We start from the raw sequence: 16,410 nt of genomic DNA on the forward strand, positions 1-16,410 counted from the left end.
GTAACGGAACCGTCACGGACGCGATCGGTTTATCGGGCATCATCCCTTACCGAAGGACAAGCCCTATGTCGTCGATCCCCAACTCCGCCATGCCGCACGCCAAGGTCCATCACGACGACGACCACAAGCCGAAGCCCGATGCGAAGAAGACCGCGGCAACCAGCGACTGGGTCGAGGACGCGACCGACGCGGCGAAGGCCGGCCTCGCGACGGCTACGGACGCGGTGAAGTCGCATCCGAAGACCGCGATCGCGGTTGGTGCGACGGTGATCGCGGGGATTGCGGCAGCGATCGCGGCGCCGGCGTTGCGCGCGAAGGATGCGGCAGAGAAGAAGGCGCCACCGAAGAAGCCAGAGCCCAAGAAGCCGGCCAAGGCCAAGAAGCCGCACTGATAGAGGGCCGCCCGCTCGCCCCACTAAGCACCACCCCGGCGAAGGCCGGGGCCCAATTGGGGGACGTCGCTAACTAAGGGCGCGCTTCGTTACTGCAACCTTTCCAATTGGGCCCCGGCCTTCGCCGGGGTGGAAACTTGGGACGAACCAATGCGCAGGCGATCAATAAACCGAGCAACGCCCCTCCTTGTTCTCCCGCGAAGGCGGGAGCCCAGACTGGGCTCCCGCCTTCGCGGGAGAACAAGCTTTTAGACGCTAGTCGGCAAACTAAACCCGATCCACAACCCCACCAGCCATCGCCACCGGAACCCCAGTCGTCCCCGGAAAGCTAATCGCCACCCCCTTCAACGTCCGCACCGCCATATACGCGAACCCCTCGGCCTCGAGCGCATCGCCGTTCCACCCGAGCACATCGGTAGGCTCCACCACCAACCCGGTTCGCTCGGCAATCATCGCCAGCATCGTCGGATTATGCCGACCGCCCCCCGCGACCAGCAACCGCACCGGCCGAGCCGGCAAATGCCGCAAAGCCTCAGCCACGGTAGCGGCCGTAAACGCCGTCAAAGTCGCCGCCCCATCCGCAGCGGACAACCCCCGAGCCGGCTGGATAGTGAAGTCATTCCGATCAAGTGACTTCGGCGGAGGCGCATCAAAAAACGGGTGATCCAGCATCGCCGTCAGCACCGTCTCGTCCACCCGCCCGGACGCCGCCAACGCCCCCCCGGCATCATACCGCGCACCCGTCTCCGCCTCGACCCAGCTATCGATCAACCCGTTCGCCGGCCCGGTATCGAACGCCACCAGCCCATCGCGATCCGCCATCTGCGCCCGCTCCGGCGACATCTCGCGCGAATCATGCACGTCGAGCCCGCCCGGAATGAAGGTGATGTTCCCCACCCCACCAAGGTTCAGCACCGCGACCGGCCCCTCCAGCCCCGCCGCCAACGCCGCATGATACACCGGCAGCAACGGTGCACCCTGCCCGCCCGCGGCCACATCCGCCGACCGAAAATCCGACACCGTCGTGATCCCGGTCGCCCGCGCCACCGCAGCCCCATCGCCGATCTGCCACGTCCAGCGCCGATCCGGCCGATGCGCGATCGTCTGCCCGTGAAAGCCGATCACATCGACATCCGCCGCCGCAACGCCAGCATCCGCCAGCAACTTGTGCACCGCAAACACATGCGCGCGCGTAATCAACTCACCCGCGGCAACCACCGGTGGACTCGCGCGCGGCTTGTCGAACGTCAGCGCCATCCGCGTAGCTTCCGCCAACTGCGCCCGAGCGGCATCCGAATACGGCTCGCCACGAAACGCGATCGGCCGCACGAACGCCTCGCCGTCGGTCTCGATCAACGCAGCATCGATCCCGTCGAGCGACGTCCCCGACATCAGTCCAATCGCCAGCATATCGGTTCCTTCCCGCGCAATCTCCCCACCCATGGCGGATGCATTTTCCACCGCCTAGAAAAAACCGAACTTTGCGCCTATGTGCGCGGGCTTCATGGCAACAACACTCCCCTCCCCGCCGAAGATCGGCATGGTCTCGCTCGGCTGTCCGAAGAACCTCGTCGATAGCGAACGGATTCTCACGCAGCTGCGCGGCGACGGCTATCAGATGTCGCCGGATTACGCCGGCGCCGACATCGTGCTCGTCAACACCTGCGGCTTCCTCGATTCCGCCAAGGAGGAAAGCCTCGAGGCGATCGGCGAAGCCATCGCCGAGAATGGCCGGGTCATCGTCACCGGCTGCATGGGCAAGGAAGCCGACGCGATCCGCGCGCGCTTCCCGCAGGTCCTCGCGATCACCGGCGCGCACGAATACGAGCAGGTCGTCGGCGCGGTCCATGAGGCCGCGCCGATGCCGCCGTCGGCGTTCCTCAACCTGATCCCCGACGCTGGCCTGAAGCTGACCCCGCGCCACTACAGCTATCTGAAGATCTCGGAAGGCTGCAACCACCGCTGCTCGTTCTGCATCATTCCAAGCTTGCGCGGCGACCTCGTCAGCCGCCGCCCCGACGCGATCCTGCGCGAGGCGGAAAAGCTCGTCGAAGCCGGCACCAAGGAACTGCTGGTCATCAGCCAGGACACCTCGGCGTACGGCGTCGACCTCCGCCACGCCAGCTGGCCGGTGAAGACCGGCGGCCCGATGTCGCGCAACGAAGCGCGCGAGGTCCGCGCGCACATGACCGACCTCTCGCGCGAACTCGGCAAGATCGCGCCGTGGGTGCGCCTCCACTACGTCTACCCCTACCCGCACGTCGACCACGTCATCCCGCTGATGGCGGAGGGCCTCGTGCTGCCGTATCTCGACATCCCGTTCCAGCACGCCGCGCCGTCGGTGCTGCGTCGGATGAAGCGCCCCGGCAACGATGCGAAGGTGCTGCAGCGGATCCATAACTGGCGGACGATCGCGCCCGACATTACGATCCGCTCGACCTTCGTCGTCGGCTTCCCCGGCGAGACCGAGGAAGATTTCCAGTATCTGCTAGATTGGCTCGACGAAGCCCAGCTCGACCGTGTCGGCGCGTTCCGCTTCGAGCCGGTTGAAGGGGCGGCGGCGAACCTGCTGCCCGACCACGTGCCCGAAGAGCTCAAGGAAGAGCGCTACGCTCGCATCATGGAAAAGACCGCGGCAATCTCCGCGGCCAAGTTGCAGGCCAAGATCGGCCGCACGCTGGATGTGATCATCGATGCTGTCGACGAGGAAGGCGCGACCGGCCGTTCGCAGGCGGATGCCCCCGAGATCGACGGCGAAGTCTTCCTCCGCGACGCTGGCCATCTGACGGTTGGCGACATCGTCCCGGTCACGATCGAAGACGCCGACGATCACGACCTCTACGGCGTCCCCGTCTAATTAGCTGTTCCCCCGCGAAAGCGGGGGTCCAGGAATCTCGAACGATACCGTTGGTGATCCTGGACTCCCGCGTCCGCGGGAGAACGGCTAAGTTCGCGAGTCCGTCAGACGACGTTGCGGCCGGTGAACAGCTTTACCAGAACTACGATGACCGCGATCACGAGCAGGATGTGGATCAGTCCGCCTGCGACATGGAAGGCGAAGCCTGCCAGCCAGAGGATCAGCAGGATGACGGCGATGGTATACAGCATGGTTGTGTCCCCTAAGACGTGAAAAGGCTCCCGGTCGGACGATGAAACGTGCGTGTAACACGGCGTGTTCCGTCAACATTTCTGCCCTAGCCTAACCCCTTCAACCGCCACGGAATAAAAATCGCAGGCGTTGCGCGCGCACGCCGGTTCTGCTTCGTTGCGCGCCATGATCCTCCGCCTCCTCGCCGTCGCCGCGCTGCTCCCAACTCCCGCCATCGCGCAATCGCTCACCCCCACCGAAACCGCGCAGATCGATACGCTGGTCACCGGCGCGCTCGGCGATACCGGTGTGCCGTCCGCCTCGATCGCCGTAGTCCGCGGCGGGCGGATCGTGTTCGCCAAGGCGTACGGGAAGCCCTCCGAGGCGATCGCCAAGGCAGACCCCAAACTCCCCTACCAGATCGCCTCCATCTCGAAGCAGTTCACCGCCGCCGCGATCCTGCTGCTCGAGGACGAGGGCAAGCTCAGCCTCGACGACACCGTCGCGAAATACATCCCCGGCATCACCGGCGGCGACCGCATCACCATCCGCCAGTTGCTCAGCCACACCTCGGGCCTCCAGGATTACTGGCCGCAGGACTACAGCTTCGCGGCGATGGCCAAGCCCGTCACGCCGCAGCAGATCGTCGATCGCTGGGCCAAGAAGCCGCTCGACTTCGCACCCGGCACGCAGTGGCAATATTCCAACACCGGCTACGTCGTCGCCGGGCTTATCGTGGAGAAGATCGCGCACCAGCCGCTGCTTAGCTTCCTCCAGCAACGCATCTTCAAGCCGCTCGACATCCGCGCGCTCGACCAAGACAAGGCGATCGGCAAGGCGTTCCCGCAAGGCTATGGCCGCTTCGCCCTCGGCCCCGTCCGCCCCGAGACCCCCAGCGCGGACGGCTGGCTCTACGCCGCCGGCGAACTCTCGATGAGCGCCGAAGACCTCGCCAAATGGGACGTCGCGCGCCTCAACCGCACCACGCTCCCCGCCGACGACTGGGCCGCGCAGGAAACCCCCGTCAAGCTCGCCGACGGATCGAGCAACGGCTACGGCCTCGGCGTCTTCACCGGCAGCGCGAATGGCCGCCGCTATGTCGAGCACAGCGGCGAAGCGGTCGGCTTCCTGTCCGAGAACACCGTCTATCCCGACGACAAGGCGGCCATCGTCGTCGTCACCAACAGCTGGTTCAGCGACGCAACGGGTCGCATCGCCGCCGGCGTCGCCAAGATCGTCCTGCCGCCCGCCGCCGCCAGCGCGGAGGACACGGCCGCACTCGGCCGGGCCCGCGCCGTCTACGACCAGCTCCGCACCGGCACGCTCGACCGCAGAGGCCTGACCGAAGACGCCAACTATTACTTCAAGCCGGTCGCGCTCGCCGACTACAAGACCAGCCTCAGCGCGCTCGGCGAGCCCACCGCGTTCGCACAAACCGGCAAGACCCGCTTGCGCGGGGGCTTCGTCAACCGCACCTACCGCATCACCTATCCCGACCGCACGCTGTCGCTTAGCACCTATGCCGAGCCCGGCGCGAACGGTCGATACGAACAACTTTTGGTGGCGCCCGCACAATGACCGACTTCGCCTCGATGCTCCAACCCGACCGCGGCCAGCCCGCGCGGACGATCCACGTCGTCGAGCCCGACGCGTATGAAAGCTGGCTCGCCAAACAGTCGCAGCGCATCCGCACGACGATCGCCGCGCACCGACTGACCGGCAAGGCCGGCGACCGCGCGGTCCTGCCCGGCGAGACCGCGGATGACTGGTCGATGCTCCTGGTCTGCAACGAAGCGGTAACGTCGCCGTGGCGGATCGCATCGCTCGGCGCCTCGCTACCCGAGGGCACATACCGACTTGCGGAGGGTCAGGTCGGCGCTGCCGGGCTCGGCTGGATGCTCGCCCAGCACCAGTTCACCCGCTACGTAAAGCCAGACGCGACCGGCCTGCGCGTGCTGCTAACCGAAGACGCCGCGCACATCGACGAGACGGTCCGCCTCGCCGAAGCCACCGCGCTCGTCCGCGATCTCGTCAACACCGGCGCCTCCGACATGGGGCCCGCCGATCTCGAAGCCGCTGCCGAGACGCTCGCCAAACGCCACGGCGCGACCGTCACGACCACGCGCGGCGATGCGCTGGCGACCGGCTACCCGATGATCCACGCGGTCGGCCAGGCCGCGAGCAAGGACCGCGCGCCACGGTTGATCGAACTCGAATGGGGCGAGCTCGCGCACCCCCGCATCGCGCTGGTCGGCAAGGGCGTCACCTTCGACACCGGCGGGCTCGACATCAAGCCGTCGGCGGGCATGCGGCTAATGAAGAAGGACATGGGCGGCGCGGCGCACGCGTTGGCGCTCGCGAGCCTCGTGATGGCCGCCAAGCTCCCGGTCCGTCTCCACCTCCTGATCCCCGCGGTCGAGAACTCCATCGCCGGCAACGCCTTCCGCCCCGGCGACGTGCTCGCCACGCGCAAGGGGCTGACGGTCGAGAACACCAACACCGACGCAGAAGGTCGCCTCGTGCTCGGCGATGCATTGACCAAGGCGGGCGAGAGCAATCCGGAACTGATCCTCGACTTCGCCACCCTGACCGGCGCGGCACGCGTCGCACTAGGTCCGGACCTGCCGCCGATGTTCACCGACGACGAGCCGCTCGCGGCGGACCTGCTCGCGTCCGGACTGGAACAGAACGACCAGATGTGGCGGCTGCCGCTCTGGAACGGTTATGACGAGATGCTCAAGTCGGACATCGCCGACATGGTCAACGCCCCCGATGGCGGATTCGCGGGCGCGATCACCGCCGCACTGTTCCTCCGCCGGTTCGTGCCGAAGGGTACGGCGTGGGCGCATCTCGACGTGTTCGCCTGGCGGCCGTCCGGCAAGCCGGGGCGTCCGAAGGGTGGCGAGGCCTATGCCCTCCGCGCCGCATTCGCGATGTTGGCGAAGCGGTACGCACGCTGAACAAAGGGAACACCAATAACGCCGTCATCCCCGCGCAGATGTGGATCCATAATCTCAGGTGTCGGTGATCACACCGATACGATAGCCAGTATGGGTTCCCGCCTTCGCGGGAATGACGACGGTGACGCAGTAACCGCTATCACCCGGTCGCGAACTGCCCGAACGGCAGCAGCTTGTCCGCCAGCGCCTTCGTCGCAGTCGCATCACCCGCGCGCAGCGGCACCAGCACCGCCATCGCCGCCTTGCGCACATACCCGTCGATCGCGGTCGGCGTCGGCGCCCTGCTCGCCGTCTCGACCAGCGCGCGTCCCCGAACATCGTTCGGATCGAGCTCGAGCCGCAACAACCCCGCCAAGCCGGCAAACATCGCGCGATTACCCCCCAGCGCCACCGACCGTTCCAGCGCGTCGAACCCGGTCGCCTTTTGCGCGCCGGCCACCGCACGCCCGACGAACCGCCCAAGCTTGGCGATCACCCCGATATGCCACGCGCCCAATGCAGCCTGCGCCTCGGCATTATGCGGATAGCGCGTCACCAACGCCTCATATTGCCGCCGCGCGGCGATCGCCTGCGATCGATTGCCGAGCAGCTTGGCACGATACCCATTCGCCATCGCCTGCATGATCGCGGCCTCGGCATCGTTCGGCGAACGGCTGAGCGCCTGCCCCGCGGCTGCGGCCGCCTTGTCGATCCGGGCCAGCGCGACACCGCGATCGCGGTCGACGAACCCGGCCTGGGTCAGCAATTCGCGCGGCGTCTCTGCCCTGGCAGGGATCGCAGATACCACCGCGCAGGCCGCGATCGACGCGCCGACGCATCCGGGAAACCACTTGGCCATATCAACCCTCGCACGAAAACCCATCCACGCCGATCAGACGATCATCTCGCCGAATCGTCCATTAATCATAAGACCATAGGGTTTATCGGGACTTAACAATTCTTTACACGGGCACTTCTTTGCACTGGTACGCGGCGCCCCGTTACAGGGATGCCGCCGCCTCGATGATCGGCACGAACTTCGCCGCGGTCAGGCTCGCCCCCCCGACCAGCGCGCCATCGACGTTCGGCGTATCCAGGATCGACGCCGCGTTCGCCCCCGTCACCGATCCGCCGTAGAGGATCCGCACGCCCGCCGCTGCATCGCCGATCAGCATCCGCAGTTTCGCGCGCGCGATCGCATGGATCGCCGCGATCTCGTCGAGCGTCGGCGTCCGCCCCGTGCCGATCGCCCAGCGCGGCTCATAGGCCAGCGTGAACCAGCTGCCGTCGGCATTGTCCGGCACCGATTTTTCGATCTGCGCCTGCACCACGCGCTCGGCACGGTCGGCGTCGCGCTCGGCTTCGGTCTCGCCGCAGCACAAAATCACGTTGAGCCCCTGCCGCCGCGCTGCCGCCGCCTTCGCCCAGGCATCGTGGCTCGTCTCGTGCTGGTCCGCGCGCCGCTCCGAATGGCCGACGATCGTGAACGACGCGCCGACTTCCTTGACCATCGCCGCCGACACGCAGCCGGTATGCGCGCCCGAATCCGCCTCGTGCACGTCCTCCGCACCGATCGCCAACCCCGGCACGCGCTCCGATGCGCCGGCGATCAGCGTGAACGGCACCGCGACCGATACGTCGATTCCCGGCGCAGCGCTCGCCGCCGCCGCGATCGCATCGAGTTCGACGAGCATCGCCCGCGACCCGTTCATCTTCCAGTTTCCCGCTACCAGCTTGCGCCGCATCATGTTCTCCCGAGCATTTTGCCCAGCGATAGCGCCGCCGCCAGCCCGCGCACAACCCTAAGCGCGCCCATCCGGGCCAGCATCACCTTGACTCGCCCCGACTTGAAGAGCCGCCTTCGCCCCCGTAAAGCACGCATGTTCCTATCCCTGTCGATCGGCTGTCCATGCTCGCTTTCTTCCGCCGTCTTACCCAATCGAAGGCCGGCGTGATCATCACGTTCCTGGTGCTCGGCGTCATCGCGCTCGCGTTCGCGGCGGGCGATGTCACGGGGCTCAGTTCGATGACCGGTGGCGCAGGGATCACCGGCGGCGACGTCGCCAAGGTCGGCAAGGCCGAGGTGACCGCGAACGAACTCAAGACGCAGGCGCAGACGCAGCTCGAAGGCTTCCGCCAGGAACAGCCGACGCTCGACATGGCGACCTTCGTCAACCAGGGCGGGCTCGACGGCACGCTCGACCGGATCGTCTCCAGCATGGCGCTCGAACAGTTCGGCCGTGCGCAGGGCATGGTCGTCAGCAAGCGCTCGGTCGATGGCCAGATCGCCAGCATCCCCGCACTGCAGGGCCCGACCGGCAAGTTCGACGAGAATCTGTACCGTCAGATTCTCGCCCAGCGCAAGCTGACCGACGCGCAGATCCGCGGCGACATGGTCCGCGACACGTTCGCACAGCAGCTCACGCTGCCCAGCAACGGTGCGACGCAGGTGTCGAGCCAGCTCGCGCTCCCCTACGCCTCGCTGCTGCTCGAAAAGCGCACCGGCACGATCGGCTTCATCCCCGCGGCCGTCGTCCCTGCCGGCCCCGCGCCGACGGATGCCGACCTCACCACATTCTACAAGCGCAACATCGCCCGCTACACGGTGCCCGAGCGCCGCATCGTCCGCTACGCGGTCATCACGCCCGAGCAGGTCAAGGCGCAGGCCGTCCCGACCGACGCCGAGATCGCCAAGACCTATCAGCAGGATCGCGCGCGTTACGCCGCGACCGAGAAGCGCACGATCACGCAGGTGGTCGTCGCCGATCAGGCCGGCGCCACCGCGCTCGCCGCCAAAGTTAAGGGTGGCGCGAGCCTCGCCGACGCCGCCCGCGCGACCGGGCTCGAAGCCTCGACGCAGACCGGCGTCGAAAAGGCCGCCTATGCCGGCACCACTTCACCGCAGGTCGCCGACACGGTGTTCGCCGCCGTCGACGGCGCGGTGATCGGCCCGGTCCGTACCCAGCTCGGCTGGACCGTCGCCAAGGTCGACAAGATCGACAAGGTCGCGGCCCGCTCGCTCGATCAGGTCCGCGGCGAGATCGCCGCGGCTCTTGGCATCCAGAAGGCCGCCGCGGCGCTGTCCGACATCCACGACAAGATCGACGACTCGCTGTCGAAGAACGCCACGTTCGACGAGGTCATCGCCGACCAGAAGCTCAAGCAGGTCACCACGCCCGCGCTGATCGCAAGCGGTGCCAACCCCGACGATCCCGCCAGCCAGCCGAACGCCGCGATCGCGCCGCTCGTCGCCGCTGCGTTCCAGGCCGCCGAGGGCGATGCCCCGCAGCTCGTCCAGCTCGGCACCGACGGCGGCTTCGCAGTCTTCGCGCTCGGTCGTGTCGTCCGCGCAACGCCGCGTCCACTTGCGCAGGTTCGTGCTGCGGTGCTTCACGACGTCACCGCCGATCGCGCGCGGCAGGCGGCGCGGAAGGTCGCTGCCGATGTGCTGGCGCGGATCAACAAGGGCATGCCGATCCAGCAGTCGCTCGGCCAGACCGGGCTGAAGCTGCCCGCCGCACGCCCACTGACCGCCTCGCGCGCGCAGATCGCCGCGGATCCGCGCGGTGCGCCGCCTGCGCTCGCGTTGATGTTCAGCATGGCGCCGAACACCGCCAAGACGCTCGCGGCACCCGACGACAGCGGCTGGTTCGTCATCAAGCTCGACAGCATCGCCAGCGGCAACGCGGCCGGCAACGCCGCCGCGATCAAGGCGGCGCGCGCCAATATCGGCCGCTCGGTCGGTCGCGAATATGTCGAGCAGTTCGCCAAGGCGGTCCGCGCCGACGTCGGCGTCAAGATCAACGCGGCCTCGCTCGCGCGCATCCGGGCCGACCTGCTCGGCCAGGGCGGCAGCGGGAACTGATCGCATGAGCGCGCGTGAAGCTCTCGCCGAAGGGCGCCCCGCGCTCATCTGGCGCCGTCAGGTCGCCGACACCGAAACCCCGGTCGCCGCCGCGCTGAAGCTGATTGAGCCGGGGCGTGGCGACTTCCTGCTCGAATCGGTCGAGGGCGGCGCGATCCGCGGTCGCCACAGCCTGATCGGACTCGCCCCCGACCTGCTGTTCCGCGCGCACGGCCACCGCGCCGAGATCAACCGCCAGTGGGCGACCGATCGCGAGACGTTCGCGCCGTGCCCGGTCCCGACCCTCGACGCGTTGCGCGCGCTGGTCGCCGAATGCCGTGCGGAGGTTCCACCCGAACTGCCCCGCGCGCTCGCCTGCCTGGTCGGCTATTTCGGCTACGAGACGATCGGCCTGGTCGAAGCCCTGCCGCAACCGCCGGTCGATCCGCTCGGCCTGCCCGACATGATCTTCGTGCGCCCGAGCGTTGTCCTGGTGTTCGATCGCCTCGCCGACGCGCTCTATCTCGTTGCGCCCGCCTGGCCGGATCCGACGCGCGATGCGGACTCGATCGTGGCCGAGGCCGAAGAGCGTCTCGACGCTGTGGCCGCCAAGCTCGCGAGCACCCCCGTTCCCGCGCCAGTCCAAGCCGACGTCGCCGAACCGATCTACACGCCAGCGCTCCCCGAAGGCCGCTACGGCGAAATGGTCGCCACTGCGAAGGACTACATCCTCGCCGGGGACATCTTCCAGGTCGTGCTCGCGCAGCGCTTCAGCACGCCGTTCGCGCTGCCGCCGTTCGAGCTCTACCGCTCGCTACGCCGCATCAACCCGTCGCCGTTCCTGTACCACCTCGACCTCCCCGGCTTCGCGCTGATCGGATCGAGCCCCGAGATCCTCGTCCGCGTCCGCGACGACGAAGTCACGATCCGCCCGATCGCCGGCACACGCCCGCGCGGCAAGACCCCCGCGGAGGACGAAGCCAACCGCATAGGCCTGCTCGCCGACCCGAAGGAGCGCGCGGAACACCTTATGCTGCTCGATCTCGGCCGCAACGACGTCGGCCGCGCCGCGTCACCCGGCTCGGTAAAGGTGACCGCCAGCTACGGCGTCGAATTCTACAGCCACGTCATGCACATAGTGTCGAACGTCGTCGGCACGTTGTCCCCCGACAAGGACGCGCTCGACGCCCTCTTCGCAGGCTTCCCCGCCGGCACCGTCAGCGGCGCGCCGAAAGTCCGCGCCTGCCAGATCATCGCCGAACTCGAGCCCGAACGCCGCGGCGCATACGCGGGCGGGGTCGGTTATTTCTCCCCCGACGGCTCGATGGATTCATGCATCGTGCTGCGGACGGCAGTGGTGAAGGACGGCACGATCCATGTCCAGGCGGGCGCGGGGATCGTCGCGGACAGCATCCCCGAATACGAACAACGCGAATGCGAAGCCAAGGCTGGCGCGATACTCGCCGCCGCACGCGAAGCGGTCAGCAGGGCAAAGGGTTCGGGCTTCGGCCAGTAAACCGTCGATGACGTAGCAGGAAAATGGCCACATCCAGCGGTCATACCACCCCGGCGAAGGCCGGGGCCCACATGGCAAGGTCGCAGTAATCGCCCGCAACCCTCGTTACTCCTCGTTCCCAATTGGGCCCCGGCCTTCGCCGGGGTGGTTGGTTTTCAGGGAGTGAGCGGTCCGACCCGACAAAGAGCTTAAGGCTGCGTGTTCGACTCGCTAGCCGACGCCCGACGTTCCGCCGCATACGCCTGGTTACGCTGCATGAAGCAGCCCGACTGACCGCCCGTACCGACCGCCGAACACGTATCCGGCAACCCGCCAGCCACACGTCCCACCTGATCCATCGTCGCCGCGCGGTTCACCCAGCTCTGGTTCTTCGCGGCGATCGGCTTGTCGTCGCGCAGCGATTTCGGGATCCGGTACGGCTGGTCGAGCGTCGAGCACACGACGATCTCGCCATTGCTCGACTTCGGGCATTTCTGGTCGCCAGTCAGCGTGACGCTGCGGATCCGCTGGGGCGGCGTGTCGACCTGCGCGTCCTGCGCGTAAGCCATGCCGGGAAGGGCGATCAGTGCAGCGAGGACGACGGTACGTAACATCGGTTAAGCTCCTTTGAACGGATAACGTCCGTCACGCGGCATTGCTCCGCGCTGAATGATGCGCGCCTGCCCCGCCGATATAGGAACGACGTCGACCATCCGCGACCAGCACATGCCGAATCTGGGGCAATCGGTCGCAGCCATCGATCAAGCACGACGTCCGGGCGCGCTGCCATGTTGCACCACGCCGCGCTTAGGCTATGGCGACGCCATGATCCTCGTCGTCGACAATTACGACAGCTTCACCTGGAACCTCGTCCATTACCTAATGGAACTGGGTGTCGAGGTCGAAGTCGTCCGCAACGATGCGATCTCCGCCGGGCAGGCTCTGTCGTCGGGCGCGGACGCGTTCCTCATTTCCCCCGGCCCCTGCACGCCGACCGAGGCGGGCGTAAGCCTCGACTTGGTCGCCGCCTGCGCGGACGCGGGCAAGCCCTTGCTAGGCGTGTGCCTTGGCCATCAGGCGATCGGCCAGCATTTCGGCGGCAAGGTCGAACGCGGCGGCCTCATGCACGGCAAGACCTCGCCCGTCGTCCACGACGACACCGGGCTCTATGCAGGGCTGCCCTCACCGTTCATCGCCACGCGCTATCACTCGCTGATCGTCAACGCGGTCCCCGACACGCTGGTGGTGAACGCGACCGCGCAGGACGGCACGGTGATGGGCTTCCGCCACGAGACGCTGCCGATCCACGGCGTGCAGTTCCACCCGGAGAGCATCGCCACCGAACACGGACACGCGATGCTGGCGAACTTCCTCAAGATGGCGAACATCCCCCACCAGCTCCCCTCCCGCCTGCGGGAGGGGTCGGGGGAGGGCAGCGCCGCACCCACGACCTCGGCGAAGGAAGTAGCCCCTCCCCTGACCCCTCCCGCAAGCGGGAGGGGAATGTGACCACCACCACGCTCCTTCCCGACCCCAGCTCCCCCCTCTCCCGCGAATCCGCCCGAGAAGCCTTCGCCGACATCCTCGACGCCCGCGCGAGCGACGACGCGATCGCCACCTTCCTCACCGACCTCGCGACCCGCGGCGAAACCAGCATCGAGATCGCCGAAGCCGCGCGCGCGCTGCGCAACCGGATGATCCCGATCGACGCCCCCGCCGGCGCGATCGACGTCTGCGGTACCGGCGGCGACGGCCACCACACCTTGAACGTCTCGACCGCCGTCGCGCTCGTGGTCGCCGCGTGCGGTGTCCCCGTCGCCAAGCACGGCAACCGCGCCGCCTCGAGCAAGGCCGGCGCCGCCGACACGCTGGAGGTCCTCGGTCTCGACATGGACCGCGCCGGCGCCACTGCGGAGGCAAGCCTCAACGAGATCGGCATCGCCTTCCTGTTCGCCGCCAACCACCATCCGGCGATGAAGCGCATCACGCCGATCCGCCAACGCATAGCCAAGCGCACCATCTTCAACCTGATGGGCCCGCTCGCCAACCCGGCCGGCACCACCCGGCAGCTCATCGGCATCGCCCGCCCCGACTATGTGTCGCTTTACGCCGAAGCCCTCGAACAGCTCGGCACCGAAGCCGCGCTCGTCGTCTCGGGCGAAGAAGGCCTCGACGAACTGTCCGGCGCCGGCCCCAGCATCGTCGCGTCGGTCGGCACCGTAACGCTGCCCGCCAGCATCACCCCCGAAGACGCAGGCCTCACCCGCCACGCCATCACCGACATCCGCGGCGGCGACGCGCACCACAACGCCGACGCACTCCGCCGCCTGCTGAAAGGCGAGACCGGCGCCTACCGCGACGCCGTCCTGCTCAACGCCGCCGCCGCCTTGATGGTCGCCGGCACCGTCCCCACTCTCGTCGACGGCGCGGCCAAAGCCGCCGCCGCCCTCGACACCGGCAGCGCCGACGCGCTGCTCGCCCGCTGGATCGCCTACTGACATGACCATGCTCGACCGTATCCTCGAGACCAAGCGCGCCGAAGTCGCTGCGCGCAAGGCAACGACCTCGCTCGCCGACATCGACGCCGGCATCGCCCGCATGTCGAAGCCGCGCGGCTTCCGCGCCGCGCTGGACGCGAAGACCGGCTACGCGCTGGTCGCCGAGGTGAAGAAAGCGAGTCCGTCCAAAGGCCTGATCCGCGCCGATTTCGATCCCGTAGCCCACGCTCGCGCCTACGAAGCCGGCGGTGCCGCGTGCCTGTCGGTCCTCACCGATGAAAAGTGGTTCCAGGGCTCCGACGCCTATCTGACCGCGGCGCGCGACGCCGTCTCGATCCCCGTCCTGCGGAAGGACTTCATGGTCGATCCGTGGCAGTCGACCGAAGCGCGCGCGATCGGCGCCGACTGCATCCTGATCATCGTCGCAGCACTCGACGACATCCAGATGGCCGAGATCGAGGCTTCCGCGCTCGAATGCGGCATGGACGTGCTGGTCGAAGTCCACGACGCGCACGAGATGGAGCGCGCGCTGCGGCTCAAGTCGCGGCTTATCGGCGTCAACAACCGCGACCTGCGCGACTTCTCGGTCGATTTCCAGCGCACCTACGATCTCGTCGGCAAGGCGCCCAAGGACTGCACCTTCGTCGCCGAAAGCGGGCTCACGACTCGCGCCGAACTCGACGCGATGGCCGAACACGACATCCACTGCTTCCTGATCGGCGAAGCGCTGATGCGCCAGAACGACGTCGAAGCCGCTACACGAGCGCTCATCGGATGACCGGCCTCACCCACATCGACGAAGCCGGCGCGGCAAGAATGGTCGACGTCGGCGGCAAGGCGATCACCGCCCGGGAAGCCGTCGCCTCCGGCCGTATCACCATGTCCGCCGAAGCCGCCGCGGCGATCGGCGCCGGCACCGCGAAAAAGGGCGACGTCCTCGCCGTCGCGCGCGTCGCGGGCATCATGGCCGCCAAGCGCACCAGCGACCTCATCCCCCTCTGCCACCCGCTCCCGCTCACGAAGGTGGAAATCGACTTGGTCGTCGACGAAACCGGCGTCACCGCCACCGCCACCGCCTCGACCGAAGGCAAGACCGGCGTCGAAATGGAAGCCCTGACGGCTGCTACGGTCACACTCCTGACGATCTACGACATGGCCAAAGCGATCGACAAGACGATGGTCCTCACCGAAATCCGCGTCCGCGCCAAGTCCGGCGGCAAATCCGGCAACTGGACCGCGTAACGAGGCACCCTCTCCCCAAAGGGGAGAGGGATAGACGCCAAAGGCGGCAAGGGTGAGGGCAAGCCAAGCAGTTTGCCGTCAATTCAGGGCCTTAATCCCCGCCAATAGCCCATTCGTGATCCTCGACGATCGTCGACTCCACCGGCCGCCCCGCCGCATCGAGCGAGGGATCATACCGAAACCGCTCCTCGATCAACCGACACGTCAGGTCATCCAGCTCCCGGCTCCCGCTCGACCGCGTCACCCGGCACCGCGACACCCGCCCATCGGTCTGCACCAGATACCGAACCGAAACCCGCCCCCGGATACCCGTCTCCGCCGCCTCGCGCGGATAATCGGAGTCCTTCAACCGCCCCTTGCGCCACCGCGGCGGCGTCTCCTCGCCACCCCCACCGTCGCCGTCGCCATATCCCCCACTCCCGGTGCCATTCCCGACTCCGCCACTCCCGCTCCCCGGCCCGCGCACATCCGAAGCGCCCGCCGTAGCCTGCGCACCCACGCCAGCCTTCTCCGCGACCACGACCGGCGGCGGCACCACAACCGGCACCACCGGCGGCGGCGCGACCACCTCGGTAGCCTTCGACCTCAAATTAGGCGGCGACGCAGCCCCCTCCGGCTTGCGACTAGGCGAAGGCCGAGGCCTGACCTTCTCCTCGGGCGGCGGTGACGGAGGCGGCGCCGCATCGAACACCTTCAACGCATCGGTCACCGCCGCCGGCATCGTCACCACCAGCCCATTGAGCAGCGCGTAGCCAAGCACCCCCGGCAGAAGGACCGCGCCTAGCGCTGCCCCGATCCTGTCTCTCGCCCGAGGCTGATTACGCGTCATCATGCTGATCTGGTGTCTCTTTCCCCCAAACAAAGCCCCGCACCGGATGAACCCGCGCTGGCCAAACGTACGAAGGACGCGAA

General features: G+C 67.6%; 16 protein-coding genes. 10 read left to right on the forward strand and 6 right to left on the reverse strand.

Features of this window, described 5'->3' with window-relative positions; all coding sequences use genetic code 11:
* Positions 1–65: 65 nt before the first annotated feature.
* Positions 66–392, forward strand: a complete 327-nt coding sequence (locus C8J47_RS07875; protein ID WP_056048621.1) for a hypothetical protein — start codon at positions 66–68, stop codon at positions 390–392.
* Between the two features lie 267 nt (positions 393–659).
* Here C8J47_RS07875 and C8J47_RS07880 read toward each other — a convergent pair whose 3' ends face one another.
* Positions 660–1,802, reverse strand: a complete 1,143-nt coding sequence (locus tag C8J47_RS07880) for an anhydro-N-acetylmuramic acid kinase (protein WP_121885171.1) — start codon at positions 1,800–1,802, stop codon at positions 660–662.
* A 94-nt stretch (positions 1,803–1,896) separates the two neighbouring features.
* Here C8J47_RS07880 and rimO point away from each other — a divergent pair, with 94 nt between their 5' ends.
* Positions 1,897–3,249: a 30S ribosomal protein S12 methylthiotransferase RimO gene (gene rimO, locus C8J47_RS07885; RefSeq protein WP_121885409.1), complete on the forward strand. Its 1,353-nt coding sequence runs from the start codon at positions 1,897–1,899 to the stop codon at positions 3,247–3,249.
* 104 nt (positions 3,250–3,353) lie between these two features.
* On the opposite strand, the gene C8J47_RS07890 is transcribed toward rimO, so the two are convergent.
* On the reverse strand, positions 3,354–3,500 hold the full coding sequence (locus C8J47_RS07890) for a lmo0937 family membrane protein (protein WP_107954842.1): 147 nt from the start codon (positions 3,498–3,500) through the stop codon (positions 3,354–3,356).
* Between the two features lie 166 nt (positions 3,501–3,666).
* Between C8J47_RS07890 and C8J47_RS07895 the strand changes: the two genes are divergently transcribed.
* Entirely contained in the window at positions 3,667–5,058 is a 1,392-nt protein-coding gene (locus tag C8J47_RS07895) for a serine hydrolase (protein ID WP_121885172.1), read from the forward strand.
* Positions 5,055–6,440, forward strand: a complete 1,386-nt coding sequence (locus C8J47_RS07900; RefSeq protein ID WP_121885173.1) for a M17 family metallopeptidase — start codon at positions 5,055–5,057, stop codon at positions 6,438–6,440. Before C8J47_RS07895 ends, C8J47_RS07900 begins: the two co-directional genes overlap by 4 nt.
* Before the next feature lie 139 nt (positions 6,441–6,579).
* On the opposite strand, the gene C8J47_RS07905 is transcribed toward C8J47_RS07900, so the two are convergent.
* Both C8J47_RS07905 and tpiA read right to left on the reverse strand, forming a co-directional pair.
* The gene (locus C8J47_RS07905) at positions 6,580–7,278 is read right to left on the reverse strand and encodes a hypothetical protein (RefSeq protein WP_121885174.1); all 699 of its coding nucleotides are present in this window, start codon (positions 7,276–7,278) and stop codon (positions 6,580–6,582) included.
* A 142-nt stretch (positions 7,279–7,420) separates the two neighbouring features.
* A complete protein-coding gene (tpiA, locus tag C8J47_RS07910; RefSeq protein ID WP_121885175.1) occupies positions 7,421–8,167 on the reverse strand; it encodes a triose-phosphate isomerase in 747 nt (248 codons plus the stop codon).
* A 161-nt stretch (positions 8,168–8,328) separates the two neighbouring features.
* On the opposite strand from tpiA, the gene C8J47_RS07915 reads away from it, so the two are divergent.
* Both C8J47_RS07915 and trpE read left to right on the forward strand, forming a co-directional pair.
* Complete coding sequence (locus C8J47_RS07915; protein WP_121885176.1) at positions 8,329–10,284, forward strand: peptidylprolyl isomerase; 1,956 nt, start codon at positions 8,329–8,331, stop codon at positions 10,282–10,284.
* A gap of 4 nt (positions 10,285–10,288) precedes the next feature.
* Positions 10,289–11,779 carry an anthranilate synthase component I gene (gene trpE / locus C8J47_RS07920; RefSeq protein WP_121885177.1) on the forward strand — a complete coding sequence of 497 codons (1,491 nt, stop codon included), beginning with the start codon at positions 10,289–10,291 and terminating at the stop codon, positions 11,777–11,779.
* 188 nt (positions 11,780–11,967) lie between these two features.
* Here trpE and C8J47_RS07925 read toward each other — a convergent pair whose 3' ends face one another.
* Entirely contained in the window at positions 11,968–12,372 is a 405-nt protein-coding gene (locus C8J47_RS07925; RefSeq protein WP_121885178.1) for a hypothetical protein, read from the reverse strand.
* 211 nt (positions 12,373–12,583) lie between these two features.
* Between C8J47_RS07925 and C8J47_RS07930 the strand changes: the two genes are divergently transcribed.
* Genes C8J47_RS07930 through moaC form a run of 4 tightly spaced genes read left to right on the forward strand, consistent with a single transcriptional unit; the run spans position 12,584 to position 15,498 of the window.
* The gene (locus tag C8J47_RS07930; RefSeq protein WP_121885410.1) at positions 12,584–13,267 is read left to right on the forward strand and encodes an aminodeoxychorismate/anthranilate synthase component II; all 684 of its coding nucleotides are present in this window, start codon (positions 12,584–12,586) and stop codon (positions 13,265–13,267) included.
* Positions 13,264–14,256, forward strand: coding sequence for an anthranilate phosphoribosyltransferase (gene trpD / locus C8J47_RS07935; protein ID WP_121885179.1), 993 nt, complete (start codon positions 13,264–13,266; stop codon positions 14,254–14,256). Before C8J47_RS07930 ends, trpD begins: the two co-directional genes overlap by 4 nt.
* A 1-nt stretch (position 14,257) precedes the next feature.
* Positions 14,258–15,034 carry an indole-3-glycerol phosphate synthase TrpC gene (gene trpC / locus C8J47_RS07940; protein ID WP_121885180.1) on the forward strand — a complete coding sequence of 259 codons (777 nt, stop codon included), beginning with the start codon at positions 14,258–14,260 and terminating at the stop codon, positions 15,032–15,034.
* Complete coding sequence (moaC, locus tag C8J47_RS07945; protein ID WP_121885181.1) at positions 15,031–15,498, forward strand: cyclic pyranopterin monophosphate synthase MoaC; 468 nt, start codon at positions 15,031–15,033, stop codon at positions 15,496–15,498. The genes trpC and moaC overlap by 4 nt, the downstream gene beginning before the upstream one ends.
* Positions 15,499–15,589: 91 nt before the next feature.
* Here the strand turns inward: moaC and C8J47_RS19720 are convergent, their stop codons facing one another.
* Positions 15,590–16,330, reverse strand: a complete 741-nt coding sequence (locus tag C8J47_RS19720) for an energy transducer TonB (RefSeq protein WP_310886121.1) — start codon at positions 16,328–16,330, stop codon at positions 15,590–15,592.
* Between the last annotated feature and the right edge of the window lie 80 nt (positions 16,331–16,410).

The organism is Sphingomonas sp. PP-F2F-G114-C0414, from assembly GCF_003688595.1.
GTDB lineage: Bacteria > Pseudomonadota > Alphaproteobacteria > Sphingomonadales > Sphingomonadaceae > Sphingomonas.